This is a genomic window from Croceicoccus estronivorus (assembly GCF_001625325.1).
Taxonomy (GTDB): domain Bacteria; phylum Pseudomonadota; class Alphaproteobacteria; order Sphingomonadales; family Sphingomonadaceae; genus Caenibius; species Caenibius estronivorus.
Map to the genome: position 1 here is coordinate 68789 of NZ_JRQQ01000001.1, position 16273 is coordinate 85061.

Below are 16273 nucleotides of genomic sequence, written 5' to 3' on the forward strand. Positions count from 1 at the left end.
CTCGACCTTGCGCCAAGGCGCGGCTAGGTCAGGTTTTGTGACAGGAAACGATAAAGGCAAAGGCACAGGCACACGGTTGGCATCTGCGGGCCGTAAACCTGACTGGACCGGCACTCCCTCCAATCCCGGCAGCGTGGTCAATCCACCTGTCTGGCGCGCCAGCACGCATCTTTACGACGATGTCGCCGCGCTGAGGGAGGGAGGAAAGAGCAATGCCGACGGCCATTTCTATTATGGCAGACGCGGGGCGCCGACCCAGTGGGCACTGGCCGAAGCTCTGACCGAACTGGAACCGGGTGCTGCTGGAACCCTGCTTTACCCAAGCGGAGTGGCCGCCATTGCCGGTGCACTGCTGGCGCTGATCAAGCCCGGCGATCATGTGCTGATGGCCGACAACGTCTATGAGCCGAGCCGCAATATCGGACGCGGTCTCCTGACCAACATCGGGGTGCAAACGGATTTCTTCGACCCCCTCGATCTCGATGGGTTTTCCGACCGCTTCACACCGAAAACCCGTGTCGTGCTGCTCGAAGCTCCCGGTAGCCTGACCATGGAAGTTCCGGACATTCCCGCTTTCGCCGCCATTGCCCGCGAGAAAGAGGCCATCAGCCTGATCGACAACACCTGGGCCAGCCCACTGGGTTTTCCGGCCCTCGAACGTGGCTGCGACATCGCGATCATGTCTTTGACCAAACATGTGGGCGGCCATTCCGACCTGATGATGGGCAGTGTCTCCGCGGGTGAATCACTCTATCGTCGGCTGCGCAGAACATATCACCAGCTCGGCCAGGTCGTATCGCCTGACGATGCCGCCCTCGCCCTTCGCGGGTTGAGAACCCTGCAGGTCCGGCTCGAACGCGCGACAGCCAGTGCGCTGGAAATCGCCGGGTGGCTCGCCACGCGGCCAGAGGTTGCCAAAGTCCTTTGCCCCATGCTGCCTGGCTCTCCCGGCCATGAGATTTGGGCACGGACATTCTCCGGTGGCTGCGGGCTGTTCAGCTTTATCCTCAAGGGCCGGACGGAAGATGCCCGCGCACGCTTCATCGACGCGCTGGACTTGTTTGGCATCGGCTACAGCTGGGGCGGGTTTGAAAGTCTGGTCGTGCCATTCGACCCCGCTGACGCACGCAGTGCCACATCGTGGCCCCCTGCGGGTATGGCCCCGACCGACAGGCTAGGCATCCGGCTGTCGGTCGGGCTCGAAGAGCCGAAAGATCTGATCGCCGATCTCGATCAGGCTTTCTCCGCAATGGAGGCGGTATGACGGACGTATCGGGCGCCGAAGGCATCAAGCAGGCGGTAACGTCAGAAAATCTGACCATCGGCAAGATCATCGACATTCTCGACAGTTACAGCCTTGATGTCGGAAAGACACACGTATCCCTGTGGGATGCGCTGGTGGTCGTTTTCGTCATCGTCAGCGTCATTGTCCTTGCCCAACTGGCGAGCAAACTTTCCCATTTCCTGCTGAAGCGGATTACCCGACTCGACGCGGCGCAAAAGCTATTGGCAGACAAGCTTGCGACAATTGCGGTCTGGGCGTTAGCCATCCTGATCGGTATCGACTTTCTCGGCATAGACCTCACCGCACTGGCCGTCTTCTCCGGCGCTTTCGGCCTGGCCATCGGCTTCGGCCTGCAAAAGACATTCGGCAACCTGATCGCGGGTATCATCCTTCTAATGGATCGCTCGATCAAACCCGGCGACGTGATCGCGGTGAGCGATATGAGCGGACGGGAAAGCTTCGGCCAGATCCGCAAGATCGGCATCCGGGCAATATCGGTCACGACGCGGGACATGAAGGAATACCTGATCCCCAACGAGAACCTGATGGTGAACCAGGTGGAAAACTGGTCCTACAGCACTCGCGATGTCCGCGTGAAAGTGCCCATCGGGGTCAGCTACGGCACCGATATCGAGCTGGCCGAAAAGCTTATGATGGAGGCGACCGAAGGCGCTCCGCGGGTGCTGAAAATACCCGAGCCGAAAGTCCTGCTGATGGGATTTGGCGAAAGCTCTGTCGATTTCGAGATTCGTTTCTGGATTACCGACCCGGAAGAAGGGATCGGGGGCGTCCGCTCAGCCGTACTGAAACGGGTGTGGCACCTCTTTCATGAAAACAATATTGAGATCCCCTTTCCGCAGCGCGATATAAATCTGAGAAATAACGAACAATTCGAACAACTTATTTCCGCAATCGGGCAGCACCTTTCAAACAATCGGAATAGCGACTGAAACGGGGCCCCGACCGGGCCTAAAGATCAGCTAGGCACCCGCCAAAGCTTTCTCGCTGGCGCACAAGACGGCGAGCGGCCATGTCACATCCCATGAATGAGTGCTCTGACATTGGAACAGTCTATCTGGTCGGCGCCGGTCCGGGCGATCCGGATCTGCTGACTCTGCGTGCGGCACGGTTGGTAATGAATGCGAAGATCCTAGTTCATGACGGACTGGTCGATCCTTCGATTCTCGAACTGGCGCGACAGGGCACGCGGATGATTTCCGTCGCCAAGCGGCGTGCGCATCACACCATGCCTCAAGAAGAGATCAACGCCCTGCTGATACGCGAAGCATTGGCCGGTCACGATGTCGTGCGGCTGAAAGGCGGCGACCCGTTCATCTTTGGTCGCGGCGGAGAAGAGGCTGAGGCTTGCCGTGCGGCAGGCGTTCCGGTGGAGGTCGTGCCGGGCATAAGCGCCGCGATGGGCGCAGCCGCAGCCGCACAGATCCCGCTGACTCACCGCGAAGGGGCAAGCATCGTCACTTTCGTTGCCGGGCAATGCAAGGGACTCACCGAACAGGATTGGGTCGGCCTTGCGGGCAAGGACCGCACCCTGGTAATTTATATGGGCGTCAAGACCGCGCCGCAAATTGCTGAAAAGCTCATGGCTGACGGTCTTGCCCCGGACGTTCCGGTAGCCGTGGTTGAAAATGCGGCCCGTTCCGATATGCGCGTGCTGCGTACCGCTCTGGCCGGACTGCCTGATCTCGTGATTCGCGCGAAGGTCAAAAGTCCGGCTCTCATCATCATTGGTGACGTCACCGCACGAGAGGATTCCGTGCTGGCCGCCGTCGCCCTGGAGGCAATCCCATGAAGATCCTGACCGGAAACGACCTCAAGACCGGGGCCGTCACATGGTGGACCGGCCAGGATTGGTCGATTCACGTGGAAGATGCTGTCGATGTCGGCGACGAAGCCGACGCTATCGCGGCGCGCGAAGAAGGCGCTCGCCGCGTCAATTCGCCTTATGCGATCGATGCCGTGCGCGAAGACAATGGCGGCATCCGTCCGGCCCATATCAAGGACCGCATCCGTGCGCTTGGCCCGACCGTGCGCCCCGACCTAACTCTCAAGCCTGCCGATCCTGAAGCCGGCAACTGGGTGATCTGATGTACCGTTATGACCAATACGACCAGGACATGGTCGATGCCCGTGTCGCGGAATTCCGCGATCAGACCCAACGCCGCATCGAAGGCAAGCTGACCGAAGACCAGTTCAAGCCCCTCCGCTTGCAGAACGGTCTCTATCTCCAGCTCCATGCCTACATGCTGCGTGTCGCCGTGCCTTACGGCACGCTCAGCAGCGCGCAAATGCACATGCTGGCCGATATCGCGGACAAGTATGACCGCGGTTACGGACATTTCACCACTCGCCAGAATATTCAGTACAACTGGATCAAGCTGGAAGACGCGCCACAGATTCTGGCTGATCTCGCCACAGTCGAAATGCACGCCATCCAGACCAGTGGGAACTGCATTCGCAACATCAGTTCGGATCAGTTTGCCGGTGCTGCGGCCGATGAAATCGTCGATCCGCGCCCTTATGCCGAACTGCTGCGCCAGTGGTCGAGCTTCCATCCGGAATTTCTCGCCCTTCCTCGCAAGTTCAAGATTTGCGTCATTGCCAGCGAAACCGATCGCGCAGCTATGAAGCTGCACGATATCGGCATCCGCATTGTCAGGAACGATCAGGGTGAACTGGGCGCGGCATTCTATGTCGGTGGCGGCATGGGCCGTACCCCGATGATTGCCCCCCTGCTGCGCGAATTCGTGCCGCTGGACCAGCTTATTACCTATTCGGAAGCGTGCCTGCGCGTTTACAACCGGTATGGCCGGCGCGACAACAAGTACAAGGCACGGATCAAGATCCTCGTCCATGAACTCGGCAAGGACGAATATGCCCGTCAGGTGGAGGAGGAATTCGCCCACCTTCAGACGCTGGGGATAGAACCGCCGATCGCCGAATTGGAGCGGATCAAGACTTATTTCACCGACCCTGCGTTCCAAGCGGGTGCTTCGGATGATCTGGACCTGTCAGATCCCGATTTTGCCCTGTGGGTGGAACGCAATTGCCTGGCCCACAAGCAGTCAGGCTATATCGTCGCGAACATCAGCCTGAAGCCGGTAGGCGGCATTCCCGGCGATGCCAGCGCCGCGCAGATCCACCTGATGGCCGATCTAGCCAAGGAATACAGCTTCGACGAACTGCGCGTAACCCACGCGCAGAACATCGTGCTCCCGCACGTCAGGAAGGCCGATCTCTACACCCTGTGGCAGAAGCTGGACGAAGCCGGACTTGGTGCAGCGAACCTCGACACTATCGAGGATATCATCGCCTGCCCCGGTCTCGACTATTGCAGCCTTGCCAATGCCCGTTCGATTCCCGTTGCGCAAAAGATCGCAACGCGTTTCGCTGAAACCGGGAAGAGCGGGACGCTGGGCGAATTGAAGCTGAAAATTTCAGGCTGCATCAACGCCTGCGGCCATCACCACGCGGGGCATATCGGCATTCTCGGCGTCGACCGTAAGGGAGTTGAAAACTACCAGCTCCTGCTCGGCGGCTGCGAAGGTGACGATACCTCGCTGGGCCAGATCACTGGTCCGGGGTTCGACGAAGACGGCATTGTGGGCGCAGTTGAAACGGCTACCGACGTCTATCTTGCCAACAGGAAGGACGGGGAGCGTTTCCTCGACACTTATCGCCGGATTGGCATGGCACCTTTCAAGGAGGCGCTCTATGGTTGATGTACTCCGCCTGCGCGACGACGATCCCGTTTCGGATCCCGCTGTCACCGTAGATTCCTTCATCGAACAGTCCAATGCGGCTGCCGTGCGGGTCGAGCCGGGCGACGATGCGCGCCAATTGCTGCCGCACCTTGAACAGCTCCGCCTGGTCGAAGTGAATTTCCCCGCTTTCACTGACGGGCGCGGTTATTCTGCGGCGCGCATACTGCGCGAGGGTGGCTACACTGGCGAACTGCGGGCAGTCGGTGACGTTCTGCTCGACCAGCTTTCGCATCTGCGGCGCTGCGGCTTCGACGCTTTCGCCCCGGAGAAGCCGATCGATCAGGCTGACGCCGAGGCGGCGTTCGGACGCTGGCCCCATGTCTATCAGGCCGCAGCGGACGATCGCGCACCCATCTGGAAACTGCGCCATGGCTGAAGCTGCGCGCCGTATCGACCGCATCGACACCTCAGCGCGCTTCACCGCTGCAGACGCCGCCGCGCTTAACGCGCGCTATGCCGGCGCTTCGGCGGAGGACGTGCTGCGTGCCGTGCTGTTGGACGGTGTTGCAGGCAGGATCGCCCTTGTTTCCAGCTTCGGCGCGGAAAGCTCGGTGTTGTTGCACATGGCCTCGCGGATCGACCCTGCGGCCACGGTCCTGTTTCTCGAAACAGGCAAGCATTTCCCCGAAACGCTGGACTACCGGAATGAATTGGCCGAGCTCCTCGGTTTGACCAATGTTCAGGACCTGACACCCGATCCGGCCGATATCGCCGCGAAGGATGAAAGCGGGCTACGCTGGTCTTGGGATCCGGATGGCTGCTGCGACATTCGCAAGGTTTTGCCGTTGGCCAATGCTCTGGCCAGCTACGACGCGTCGATCACGGGCCGCAAGGCATTCCAGTCAGCCACGCGGGCGGACCTTCCCCTGTTCGAACTCGACACCTCGGATTCCGCAGGACGGCTAAAGGTCAATCCGCTGATTTCCTGGGACAAGGCAGCGCTCGACGCCTACATGACCGAACACGATCTGCCTCGGCACCCCTTGGTCGAACAGGGATATCCTTCGATCGGCTGCTCCCCCTGCACCAGCAAGGTCGCACCGGGCGAAGATCCGCGTTCCGGCCGCTGGAAGGGGTGGGACAAGACCGAATGCGGCATTCACGCGCCCAGCAGCACATCTGACGTCCCGGATGGTGGCGGCGAACTCCCGCCGGGCTATGAGCCTGTCTTCTAGAAGCTCTGTCGGCGGCTGACAGCCTGCCGATAGTCGGCTACGCCCGAAAAATGAGAAACGTGCCCTGCATGCGATGGATGGTCAGGCGTCTGTTTTTGACGCTGCTTCTGACCGTCATCGCAACGCATGCTCTTGTTCCGCTACGCTTCAACCTCGAACCGGCGTCGGGCTCTGCCTTCAGTGCGGCAACTGCCGAGGTCGCAATCGGCAGCAACAGCCGACAGTCGTCTTGTATCAAATCTGATCCAAACGACGACAATCCGGGTCTGATCGCGCATCCACCGGAACCGATCGCACTGGATACCGTCCAACACCGGCCTTTCATGAATGAAGGGTTCGGCGCGACCGGTCCGCCGACATTTCACACCACCTGTTCGCCCCTGCACCCAAGAGCGCCGCCAGCCACATGAAGGATCGCCGGCTGCGAAATATCGCAGCCCGTTTCCCCTTCATGGAAGCTGGACAATGTTCAAAAATATTTCCGACGATCTTCCGTCGACGACAAATCGTGCGATCGCCGAAGCCATCATCATTCGTTATCCCAAAATCAGCGATGACGAGTTGAAGGCAGTGCTTCATTACTTGAAGAAAGAAGCCACTGCGATGGACAATGCACTGATCGCGTCCAATCCAGAGCTGACAGAACCCTATCGTCAGCTAAGCCACGACCATTATCTTAATCGCCTGCGCCCGATGGAAACGGCCATGGTAACAGGCTTCGTCATCCTGATTGGCCTCTCGCTATTGCTTCTAAGTGCAATCGCCAAGACGATCTGAGCAAGACAAGTTGGGCGGTCAATCGGTCATCCGATTGACCGCCCATTCTTACATTCGGAACCAGAAGAATTGCGCGATCTAATGTCGTGGCTGAACCATGCGATCAACAAACGCGATACCCAGTGCAGACAGGATAAAGACGCTGTGAATGATAGTCTGCCATAACACACCTTCACTGGTCACATTGGCGTCAGGCGTCCCGATGCGGCTCGCTTCGATGAAAGTCCGCAACAGGTGAATCGACGAAATACCAATGATTGCCATTGCCAGCTTCACTTTGAGAACACCGGCATTCACATGGCTTAGCCATTCCGGCTGATCGGGATGTCCCCGCAGGCCGAGCCTCGATACGAAGGTTTCATATCCGCCGACAATCACCATCACCAGCAGGTTGGAAATCATCACCACGTCAATCAGCCCCAATACGACGAGCATGATCTGCTGTTCGCCGAATTCATTGGCGTGGGCTACGAGATGGTAGAGTTCCTTCAGGAACAAGAAAACATAGACGATCTGGGCCACGATCAGCCCGAGATACAAGGGCAATTGCAGCCATCTGGAACTGAAGATCAGCAGCGGCAGCGGGCGAAGGGGAGAATACGATTCTTTAGTGTCCATGGCCATCCGATTAGCGTGAATTTCCAGTATCAGCCACACTCGGATTCACTGGATTGGCGTGTTTGCACGCGCCCCATGCCCCATTTGATCAGAGCCAGCCTTCCCTGCGATACCAGTCCGCTGTCGCCTTCAACCCCTCACGCGTGGAAACCCTCGGCACCCATCGCCCAGCCGGGACAACCCGATGCCGGCTGACGACCCAATCGGGATGGCTCATGTATCCGACCCGATCGGCAGTCAGCTTGGCTTTGCTCCGGCGCAGAAGCCCCTCGATACGGGAAATCCGGTTGAGCGTGGCACGCGACAGATGAGGCACCCACGGCCGCCGGCCGACCGCCCAACCAATAGCATGGGCGAGATCGTGATGGCTCCAGCCATCGTTGGCGCCATCGTCAGGCTCGAATATTTCGTGAGTCACATCCTCGCCGCCCGGCAGCAAAGCCATCAGCAGCCGCGCAAGATCGAGGACATGGATAACGGAAGTGCGGCCGGGTGGAGGCATGGGGACCACGCCCCATTTCGCAGCGCGGAAAAGGTCCAGCATTTCGGTGTCCCGCGGCCCATAGACAGCAGGAGGGCGCACAATGGTCCAGTCCAGACCGCTGGCGGACACGATTTTCTCCGCGCGGCGCTTTGACGCGCCATAGACCGACAAATGAGGCTCCCGAGCCGCAAGGGAGGAAACGTGGAGAAAGCGCGGAACCCCGGCCGCGACAGCGGCCTCCACAATAGATAGGGTCCCGGCGACGTTGCCGGTTTCAAAACCTGTGACATCGGGAGCATTCACCACTCCAGCCACATGAACGACAGCCTCAACCCCTTTGACCAGCGCCTTGAGCGCCTTGCGGTTGGCAAGGTCGCCCTTCACCCACGTCACACCTTTACGCGATGGCTGCTCGCGACGGGTCAAGGCGCGAACCTTCACGCCCCTGCGCAAAGCTTCGTCCAACAGAGTTTGTCCTACGAAACCGGTTGCCCCGGTCAGGGCTATCGTCACAGCAGCACCAGTTGATCGCGATGCACCACGGCGGAGCGAGGCGCATAGCCGAGAATCCCTGCATGTTCGGCAGAATTATGCCCGAGCAGTTTTGCACACTCAGGCGCATCATACTCAACCAGCCCCTGCGCCAGAACCCTGCCATCGCCGTCGCGGATGGAAACCGGATCACCCCGGCGAAATGTACCTTCCACAGCAATGATGCCAGCAGCGAGCAGGCTCTTGCCTGATCCCAGTGCCTCAACTGCCCCCGCATCGATCACGAGCGCACCTTTCATTCTCATGCGCCCGCCAAGCCAGGCCTTGCGGGCGGCATCCTTGCGCCGAGGCAGGAAAAGCGTGCCTCGGCCCTGGTCGATGGCCCGGGAAATAGGCCGCGTATGCGTCCCGTTGAAGATCGCAAGCGCGATCCCGGCCCGTTCGGCTATCTCGGCTGCTTGCAGCTTGGCAGTCATCCCGCCAGAGCCCAGCCCCGAACCCGAACCGCCCGTCGCCATCGCGTGAATCTCCGGCGTTACACCACGCACTTCGGACAGCATTGTCGCCCCCGCATCACGCGGATCGCGATCATACAGTCCATCTACGTCAGACAGCAAAAGCACCGCCTGTGCATGCGCGGCCTGCGCCACGCGCGAGGCCAAGCGGTCATTATCTCCAAAACGGATTTCCTGTGTCGCCACACTGTCGTTTTCGTTCACGACCGGTACGGCTCCTGCCTTGAGCAGGCGGCCCAGTGTGGCGCTGGCATTGAGGTAACGACGACGATCTTCAAGGTCCTCCAGTGTCAGCAGCAATTGCGCCGCGACGATCCCCTTGGCCCCCAGAAGTTCAGACCACAATTCGGCAAGGGCGATCTGCCCCACAGCCGCGGCGGCCTGCGCATCGGCAAGGTTTGCGCGCCCACCCTTGGGCAACCCGAGGCGCGCCGCGCCAAGCGCGATCGCACCGGAACTGACGACGACGACATCCTGCCCACGCTCACGCGCAGTGGCGATTTCGTCCACCAACCCTTCCAGCCAGGTGCGACGGGGCTCCCCTTGTTCGACAAGCAACGCCGAGCCCACCTTGATGACAAGGCGGGAACACGTGGCAGCATCTGCCAGATCCGAAAGACGGGCTATCGACATGGAGCGGGGACTTAGCCGGAGTTGCCGGGAAATAGAACTGCCTTCGTCGCCCACCCGAACCAATGGCAGGGTCGAAAAGGCTAATATGACGTCAGTTTACAAGGGAGACCATGGTTCGGCTGTCTCCTCTTCCTCAACCTCTCCATCAGGCCGTTCGGTCGCGGTCGCAGCCGGAAGATAAGACAGCACTGTGTCGAGCAGAGCCTCGATCCCTTCCCCGGTCGCTCCCGATATAGGAAACACCTCGCTCGCCCCGGCAGCCTTCAATTCCTGCGCGAAGGCCGCAGCGAGTTCTGCGTCAGCAAGATCTATCTTGTTGAGCGCCACCAAGCGAGGTTTGTCCTCCAGCCCTTCCCCGTAGGCAGCCAGTTCTTCTTCCACCACGCGCATGGCCTCAGCCGGATCCTGCCCTTTGCCAGTGCCGGAAATATCGATCAGGTGGATCAACAAACGGCAACGTTCGATATGGCCGAGGAAACGGTCTCCGATCCCCGCCCCTTCCGCAGCACCTTCAATGAGCCCCGGAATATCCGCCAGAACGAATTCACGCCCTTTGTGCCGCACGACGCCCAGTTTGGGGACCAGGGTGGTGAACGCATAATCGCCCACTTTCGCCTGCGCATTGGACACCTGGTTGATGAACGTCGACTTGCCCGCATTGGGCAACCCCACCAGACCGACATCCGCGAGGAGTTTAAGCCGCAGCCACACCCACATTTCCTGTCCGGGTTCCCCCGGCTGATGCTGGCGCGGGGCACGATTGGTGCTGGTCTTGTAGCTGGCATTGCCACGCCCGCCCAAACCGCCTTCCAGCAGAACGATCCGCTGCCCGACTTCTGTCAGGTCGGCCAAAACCGTTTCCTGATCCTCATCCGATATGATCTGCGTGCCAACAGGGACCTTGATGACAAGATCCGGCGCACTGGCGCCGGTGCGGTCCTTGCCCATACCGTGACTGCCACGCTTGGCCTTGAAATGCTGACTATATCGGAAATCGATCAGAGTGTTCAGCGCGGGCACTGCCTCAAATACGATGTCGCCACCCCTACCGCCATCTCCGCCGTCGGGCCCGCCGTACTCGATATATTTTTCGCGCCGGAAGCTGACCGCACCCGGCCCCCCTCCGCCAGAGCGGAGATAGATCTTGGCTTGGTCGAGAAAATGCATTGTTCTGTTCGTTCTTCCAGCGGCCCTGCATGGTGTTGTATCGGAGGCTCACCCTCCAATTCGATACCAGCAACGTCCGGCCGTCTATCGCACGGCTGAATAACACGTAGCAGGAGACCGGACAAAAGAAACGCAACTGGTGGAGCCGAGGGGGATCGAACCCCTGACCTCGTCATTGCGAACGACGCGCTCTCCCATCTGAGCTACGGCCCCGTTCCAGTGCATTGCCGCAAGCCATGTCCGCTCGCGGAAGCGCGCCTCTTAGCGAAGAGGTATCACGCTTGAAAGAGCAAAATTACGCCGCGTAGAATTTCACATCCACGTTACGGCGTATTCTGGATAATAGGCTGAGCATAGGTCGCGTTGGTGTATTGTACCTGCGTGTAACCGTAGGTCGGGCCATAACGCGTATCCCAATCCGCCACATCGACGCGATACCGTTCGAAGGCACGATAGAATTCGTCAAACACACCTTGCAGCTTGGTAAGGCCCTGATCCGCGAAGAGATCCAGCGAACCGGCAGGCATCATCGCCTCCTGCTGGCCAATCTGCAACACGGCATCGCAGAATTGTGGAAGGACCGGGGGCAGCGCCCAATAATTGTAGACCTGCGTGGTGTAGGTATCGCGGGCGCGCTTGTAACCGCTACCCTCGTTCTTCCGCCATTCGCTTTCGACCGTCTTGTTGATCCGCGAAAGATCACGCTCGTAAGTGGACAGGAAAGACTTGTAACCATCGAGAATTGCGGCGTGCTGCGGCTGGAGACAGTTCAGCGCCGCAACATTGTATGCCGAACGGAAATTCCAGATCCGTTGCGCTTCACTGATGTGGGCGTTTACCGTTTCACGCACGCCATCCGGCCCAACCATGGGTATTACCATGTTGGCGGCGGCGCCGCCGGGAGGCTGGGGGCGGGAAGGAATCGCTACCGGCTCCGGCGCAGGGGGCGGAGGAGGAGGAGGCGTAGCGCATGCAGCCAGCACAGCGAGACCACCTGCAGCCGCAATATTGCGTGGCTTAACAACGGAAAAACTAAGCATTCGGCGGGCCCCTCCACTTGCCGGCACCGTTCGATCCCTACCGCACGGTGCCTTTCGCCACGATGAAGCGATACCTTACGCCTTGTTAACCGCAAAGAAAATGCCCGGAGCGTGATTTTCACGCCCCGGGCACGATAAGCCGACTCGCAATTACGATCAGTCGCGCTGCCCCATGAAGGCAAGCAGGAACTGGAACATATTGATGAAGTCCAGATACAGGCTGAGCGCGCCGAGCACGACGGCCTTTCCGGCAAACTCCGTGCCAGCAACCTGATAATACATCATCTTCAGCCGCTGCGTGTCATAAGCAGTAAGGCCGGCGAAGATCAGCACGCCGATGGCACTGATAGCGAACTGCAATGCAGTCGAGCCAACGAACATGTTGATGATCATCGCCACCAGCAGGCCGACCACGCCCATGATCAGGAACGTGCCCATGCCGGACAGATCCTTTTTCGTGGTGTAACCGAACAGGCTGAGCCCAGCAAAAGCCGCCGCAGTGGAGAAGAAGGTCATCGCGATCGACGATTTCGTATAAACGAGAAAGATCGTCGACAACGACAGGCCCATGACGGCCGCGAAACCCCAGAACATCGCCTGAAGCGTCGGAGTGCTGAAGCGGTTGGCGCCAAAGCTCATCGCAAAGACAAATGCCAACGGCGACAGGATAATCAGCCAAGCGAGGGGATTACCCCCCAGCATGATCTGCGCCGCAAAGCCGGACTGCGCGAAAAGCAGCGCAATGATGCCCGACAATAGCACGCCAGATGCCATGTAGTTGTAGATTGAGAGCATGTGCCGCCGCAGGCCCATGTCGTAGGTTGCGCGGCCGATTGCCTCCCCATTCAGGCTCGGAGACGCGCCGAAGCCCGTTTGCCGGGGCTGGGGGTCGTTCCAATTTGCCATGTGTTCCAAAACTCCTTTGCCAGCCTCACGGACGGGCCGGTCGTCCTCGAATATCGCGATTACCGCACCCTTTTTCAAGGAAAACCGGAATGAATCGCTCCAAAATCGGACTCTCAAGGCATTGCCTGAAAAAAGTTCAGGTTTTGTGACCTTCCGGCATGGAAGCGCGTGCCGCAGCGGCCATTTCCGCCCCACGGTCGCGAGCTGCCCGCAAGGTTGCCTCGACCAGTTCGGCCAGCGCGTGCCCTTCGTCCAGTACCTTCAGGCCTGCAGCAGTCGTCCCCCCAGGGCTTGTCACCCGCCGGGCCAGCTCGGCCGGAGTCACATCGGACGCAGCGGCCAGAGCAGAGGCACCCTCCACCATTGCGAGCGCCAGACGATCCGCCTGAGCCCGCGGCATACCGAGCGATTCCGCACCTGACGCGAGGGCGTCGATGAACCGATAGACAAACGCGGGACCGGAACCGGCCAGAGCGGTGACCAGATCGAACAGACTTTCATCAATCCACTCGCCGCTGCCGAGTGGCCGCAGCAAGTCCTCAACCGCATGTTTGGCCGAATCGCTCACATGCTGGCCCGCGAGCCCCAGCGGCGACTTGCCGAGCGCAGCGGCAAGATTCGGCATGATCCGGATATGACCTGCCGCCCGTGGGAAGCGAGCGGCAAGACTCACCAATTCCACACCGGCCATGATCGACAGGATGACCGTCCGTTCACCTGCAAGCCGCTCTATATCCGGTGCAACCGCATCGAACAGCTGCGGCTTCACCCCAAGCATGATGGCATCGAAATCCGCATCGGGCAGCTCGCGCAGCAGAGCCACGCCAGCAGGCGCCTCCTGCAAGGCGGGGTCGACGATTGTGAAGATGGAAGGAGCAAGCCCACTCGCCAACCACCCGGCCAGCATTGCGCCGCCCATATTGCCGCAACCGACGATCAGGACCGACTGGAATGATTTCATAAACTGCTTCCGCACCCACTTCGAATTTGCCTGTGGGTGCCCTACCCACTCGGATTGGACCTGTCGAAGAAGATCCGCCGATCAGGCCTCACCCGCCGGATCCACCAATGCACTGTCAAGCGCATCTGCCGGGCTCTTGTCACCCCACAACACGAACTGAAACGCCGGATAGAACCGGTCACATTCGCTCACAGCAGCTTCCACCACGGCCTGCGCCTGACCAAGACTCAGTAAACCGTCATCACCCAACATCATCCCATGGCGGTAAAGCAGGACGCTACCATTCGACCAGATGTCGAAATGGCCGAGCCAGAGCTGTTCGTTAACGAGAGCCAACAGTTCGAACATCTCTTGCCGCTTGTTCTGCGGTATCCGCACATCAGGGAGGCAGAGCAACTGCAGCACATGGTCTTCCGCACGCCAGACGCCACGGAGCTGATAGTTGGCCCAGCTCCCCTGGATTTCGCCGGAAATCTCGTCTTCGCTGATGAACTCACACGGCCAGCCCCGTGCTTCGAACAGCTGAACAAGCATTTCGACGGGCGCCGCGTCCTCTTCATCCCGTTCGAAATCCCGTCCGCTCGTTCTCATCATAAATATCTCGTCCTTTGCCCCATGGCTGCATCGATGCGATGCATACCCCCCGGACTGCAATGGAGTGACGTCATGGTGTTGGGCAAAACTTCACAAGCCTGTTTAAAACTTGTGTACAAGCAGGGCGTATCTCCACGCTACTTCAGCGTGCGGACTTAAGTTCCTTGACCTCTTCACCTTCGTCACTTGTGAATGTGAACGCATCGACCCCAGCTTTCTTGAGATCGGTTACAAAAGCCTGGGCAGCGCCTTCATTCGGGAACGGACCGGTCAACAGGCGATTGGTGCGCCCCCAGGAGGCTATATAGGCATCCCGCCCCTTGAACAGCTTTGCCTCACCCCGGCTGATCCGGCGCCAGTCGAAACCAAGCGCCTTGGTGTCGCGCCCTGTTGCGACCTGCACCCAGTTCCGACTGGGATGTGCAGGAGGCTTGGGTTTGGGCTCCGCTTTCGGAGGTGGTGCCTCGCGACGCGGAGTGATCTTGGTGATGTCCACCGCGCCCGATGCGCGAGCAGCCGGCTCAACGGGCTGGGAAAAATCGGCAAAGACATCGACGATACGCCTAGGGGCAGCCGGAGTTTCGGGAACTGAACTTGTGGGCACAGGAGCCACTGCAACGGCAGTCTCCGCGGCAGGCTCCGAAGCCGCCGCCATCGCACTCGTCGCCGGCGGTGCCGTACTGGCAGGGATTTCTACCGGAACGGGTTTATTCAATGGCGCAGCAGCAGGGGTGCTTCGCGATGCGCTTGGTTGTGGTCCGGCCGCATAACTGGCGATCGCCGTTTCACCGCCGGGTGACATGAGAGGTGTCGGAGCCGAACCAGTTGATCTCCCCGCCTGAGTCGGCATTGCCGAGGCTACCTCTGACGTTCCGGTTCGTGAAACTGGCGGCAGTTCGCCCGATGGGGCAGCGGGTGCACTCGATGCGGCCTGTGGCAAATTCGCCTGAGCCGTTTGTGCAGGTTCCGCGCTCTTCTTCGCGCGTTTTGCTTCCTTGGCCGACTTGCCATTCGCACCCGCTGCACCGAGCGGTTCACCGCTCGGAACCAGAGCCGACTGGCTGCTAGCCGCAGATTGATAACGATTTGTCTTGCCCGAATATTTGGCGACGCGCGGATCATCTCTGCCGATGTCCGCTGCTCGCGGAAACTGCCCGAAATTGGCAGCTGCAGCCTGCTGAGCCGGGGTGAGGCGTGGCATGTAACGCAGGTACGGAGCCATCTTTGCGGCCATTTCAACCGGCATTACCCGATCGACAATATCCTGAGCGCCCTTTGCATCACTCGTTATTGCAAGCACGAAAGCGCGGGCACGGTAGGCAGCAAGATCCTGCTTCTCCAGAAGAGGTAGCAGCGCGGCCTCCGCTCCAGCCTTGTCTCCTGAAATTGCCAGACTGAGCGCCAGGCGCCTTGTCACTTCTTCATCGGATTTCGCTGCCAAAGCCTGACGATAGTACAACTGCGCTGACGAATTGTCGCCGACAAGGTCATATGCCAGCCCGCGGTCCCCGGCGAGTGAGATAGGCGCGACTCCAGCCTTTTCGGCTTCTTCGAACATCAGCAGCGCATCGTACGGATTTTCGCTGCGGACGTAGGCTGCACCCAGCCCCGCCTGCGCGCGCGCATTGCCAGGGTCTACCGCATCCGCCCGGCTGAAAAAGCCAACCGCCGCATCGACGTCACCGACATTCAGCGATGCGAAACCTGCATCGACCAAGGCACCGGCATCACGCGGGTTCGCCGCCAACCTTTGCAACGCGTTATTGAGCGCATCCGTACCTGGAGGCGGCAGTGGCTGAACCACCTCTCGTGCCACGACAGGGCTGGACTGAGCCAACGCCGCA

Annotated in this window: 18 protein-coding genes and 1 tRNA gene; 9 read left to right on the forward strand and 10 right to left on the reverse strand. The window is 59.8% G+C overall.

Annotated features, from left to right (window positions below; genetic code table 11):
• Positions 1 to 37 precede the first annotated feature (37 nt).
• The 9 genes from metC to MB02_RS00375 all read left to right on the forward strand — a co-directional run bounded on the left by metC (position 38) and on the right by MB02_RS00375 (position 7019).
• Positions 38 to 1264, forward strand: a complete 1227-nt coding sequence (metC, locus tag MB02_RS00335) for a cystathionine beta-lyase (RefSeq protein ID WP_067531178.1) — start codon at positions 38 to 40, stop codon at positions 1262 to 1264.
• On the forward strand, positions 1261 to 2235 hold the full coding sequence (locus MB02_RS00340; protein WP_067531179.1) for a mechanosensitive ion channel family protein: 975 nt from the start codon (positions 1261 to 1263) through the stop codon (positions 2233 to 2235). The genes metC and MB02_RS00340 overlap by 4 nt, the downstream gene beginning before the upstream one ends.
• Before the next feature lie 80 nt (positions 2236 to 2315).
• Positions 2316 to 3095: a uroporphyrinogen-III C-methyltransferase gene (gene cobA, locus MB02_RS00345; RefSeq protein WP_067531181.1), complete on the forward strand. Its 780-nt coding sequence runs from the start codon at positions 2316 to 2318 to the stop codon at positions 3093 to 3095.
• A complete protein-coding gene (locus MB02_RS00350) occupies positions 3092 to 3391 on the forward strand; it encodes a DUF2849 domain-containing protein (RefSeq protein ID WP_067531183.1) in 300 nt (99 codons plus the stop codon). The genes cobA and MB02_RS00350 overlap by 4 nt, the downstream gene beginning before the upstream one ends.
• Entirely contained in the window at positions 3391 to 5025 is a 1635-nt protein-coding gene (locus MB02_RS00355) for a nitrite/sulfite reductase (RefSeq protein WP_067531184.1), read from the forward strand. The genes MB02_RS00350 and MB02_RS00355 overlap by 1 nt, the downstream gene beginning before the upstream one ends.
• Positions 5018 to 5443: a DUF934 domain-containing protein gene (locus MB02_RS00360; protein ID WP_067531185.1), complete on the forward strand. Its 426-nt coding sequence runs from the start codon at positions 5018 to 5020 to the stop codon at positions 5441 to 5443. The genes MB02_RS00355 and MB02_RS00360 overlap by 8 nt, the downstream gene beginning before the upstream one ends.
• A complete protein-coding gene (locus tag MB02_RS00365; protein ID WP_067531186.1) occupies positions 5436 to 6242 on the forward strand; it encodes a phosphoadenylyl-sulfate reductase in 807 nt (268 codons plus the stop codon). Before MB02_RS00360 ends, MB02_RS00365 begins: the two co-directional genes overlap by 8 nt.
• A 95-nt stretch (positions 6243 to 6337) precedes the next feature.
• Positions 6338 to 6652 (forward strand): hypothetical protein, encoded by a 315-nt coding sequence (locus MB02_RS00370; protein ID WP_156495364.1) that lies wholly within the window; start codon positions 6338 to 6340, stop codon positions 6650 to 6652.
• A gap of 55 nt (positions 6653 to 6707) precedes the next feature.
• Positions 6708 to 7019 (forward strand): hypothetical protein, encoded by a 312-nt coding sequence (locus MB02_RS00375; RefSeq protein WP_067531190.1) that lies wholly within the window; start codon positions 6708 to 6710, stop codon positions 7017 to 7019.
• A gap of 78 nt (positions 7020 to 7097) precedes the next feature.
• On the opposite strand, the gene MB02_RS00380 is transcribed toward MB02_RS00375, so the two are convergent.
• From MB02_RS00380 to MB02_RS00425, 10 genes are all read right to left on the reverse strand, one after another.
• Positions 7098 to 7637, reverse strand: coding sequence for a TIGR00645 family protein (locus MB02_RS00380; RefSeq protein WP_170304592.1), 540 nt, complete (start codon positions 7635 to 7637; stop codon positions 7098 to 7100).
• Between the two features lie 88 nt (positions 7638 to 7725).
• On the reverse strand, positions 7726 to 8634 hold the full coding sequence (locus MB02_RS00385; protein ID WP_067531194.1) for an NAD-dependent epimerase/dehydratase family protein: 909 nt from the start codon (positions 8632 to 8634) through the stop codon (positions 7726 to 7728).
• Positions 8631 to 9761, reverse strand: a complete 1131-nt coding sequence (gene proB, locus MB02_RS00390) for a glutamate 5-kinase (RefSeq protein ID WP_067531196.1) — start codon at positions 9759 to 9761, stop codon at positions 8631 to 8633. The genes MB02_RS00385 and proB overlap by 4 nt, the downstream gene beginning before the upstream one ends.
• Positions 9762 to 9857: 96 nt before the next feature.
• The gene (obgE, locus tag MB02_RS00395) at positions 9858 to 10928 is read right to left on the reverse strand and encodes a GTPase ObgE (RefSeq protein WP_067531197.1); all 1071 of its coding nucleotides are present in this window, start codon (positions 10926 to 10928) and stop codon (positions 9858 to 9860) included.
• A 137-nt stretch (positions 10929 to 11065) separates the two neighbouring features.
• A tRNA-Ala gene (locus MB02_RS00400) sits at positions 11066 to 11141 on the reverse strand.
• 110 nt (positions 11142 to 11251) lie between these two features.
• Positions 11252 to 11809 carry a hypothetical protein gene (locus MB02_RS00405; RefSeq protein ID WP_067531199.1) on the reverse strand — a complete coding sequence of 186 codons (558 nt, stop codon included), beginning with the start codon at positions 11807 to 11809 and terminating at the stop codon, positions 11252 to 11254.
• Positions 11810 to 12124: 315 nt separating this feature from the next.
• The gene (locus MB02_RS00410) at positions 12125 to 12874 is read right to left on the reverse strand and encodes a Bax inhibitor-1/YccA family protein (protein WP_067532118.1); all 750 of its coding nucleotides are present in this window, start codon (positions 12872 to 12874) and stop codon (positions 12125 to 12127) included.
• A gap of 136 nt (positions 12875 to 13010) precedes the next feature.
• Positions 13011 to 13835, reverse strand: coding sequence for a pyrroline-5-carboxylate reductase (gene proC / locus MB02_RS00415; RefSeq protein ID WP_067531201.1), 825 nt, complete (start codon positions 13833 to 13835; stop codon positions 13011 to 13013).
• 81 nt (positions 13836 to 13916) lie between these two features.
• The gene (locus tag MB02_RS00420) at positions 13917 to 14426 is read right to left on the reverse strand and encodes a type III secretion system chaperone family protein (protein ID WP_067532121.1); all 510 of its coding nucleotides are present in this window, start codon (positions 14424 to 14426) and stop codon (positions 13917 to 13919) included.
• Positions 14427 to 14571: 145 nt separating this feature from the next.
• A complete protein-coding gene (locus MB02_RS00425; RefSeq protein ID WP_170304593.1) occupies positions 14572 to 16266 on the reverse strand; it encodes a tetratricopeptide repeat protein in 1695 nt (564 codons plus the stop codon).
• Between the last annotated feature and the right edge of the window lie 7 nt (positions 16267 to 16273).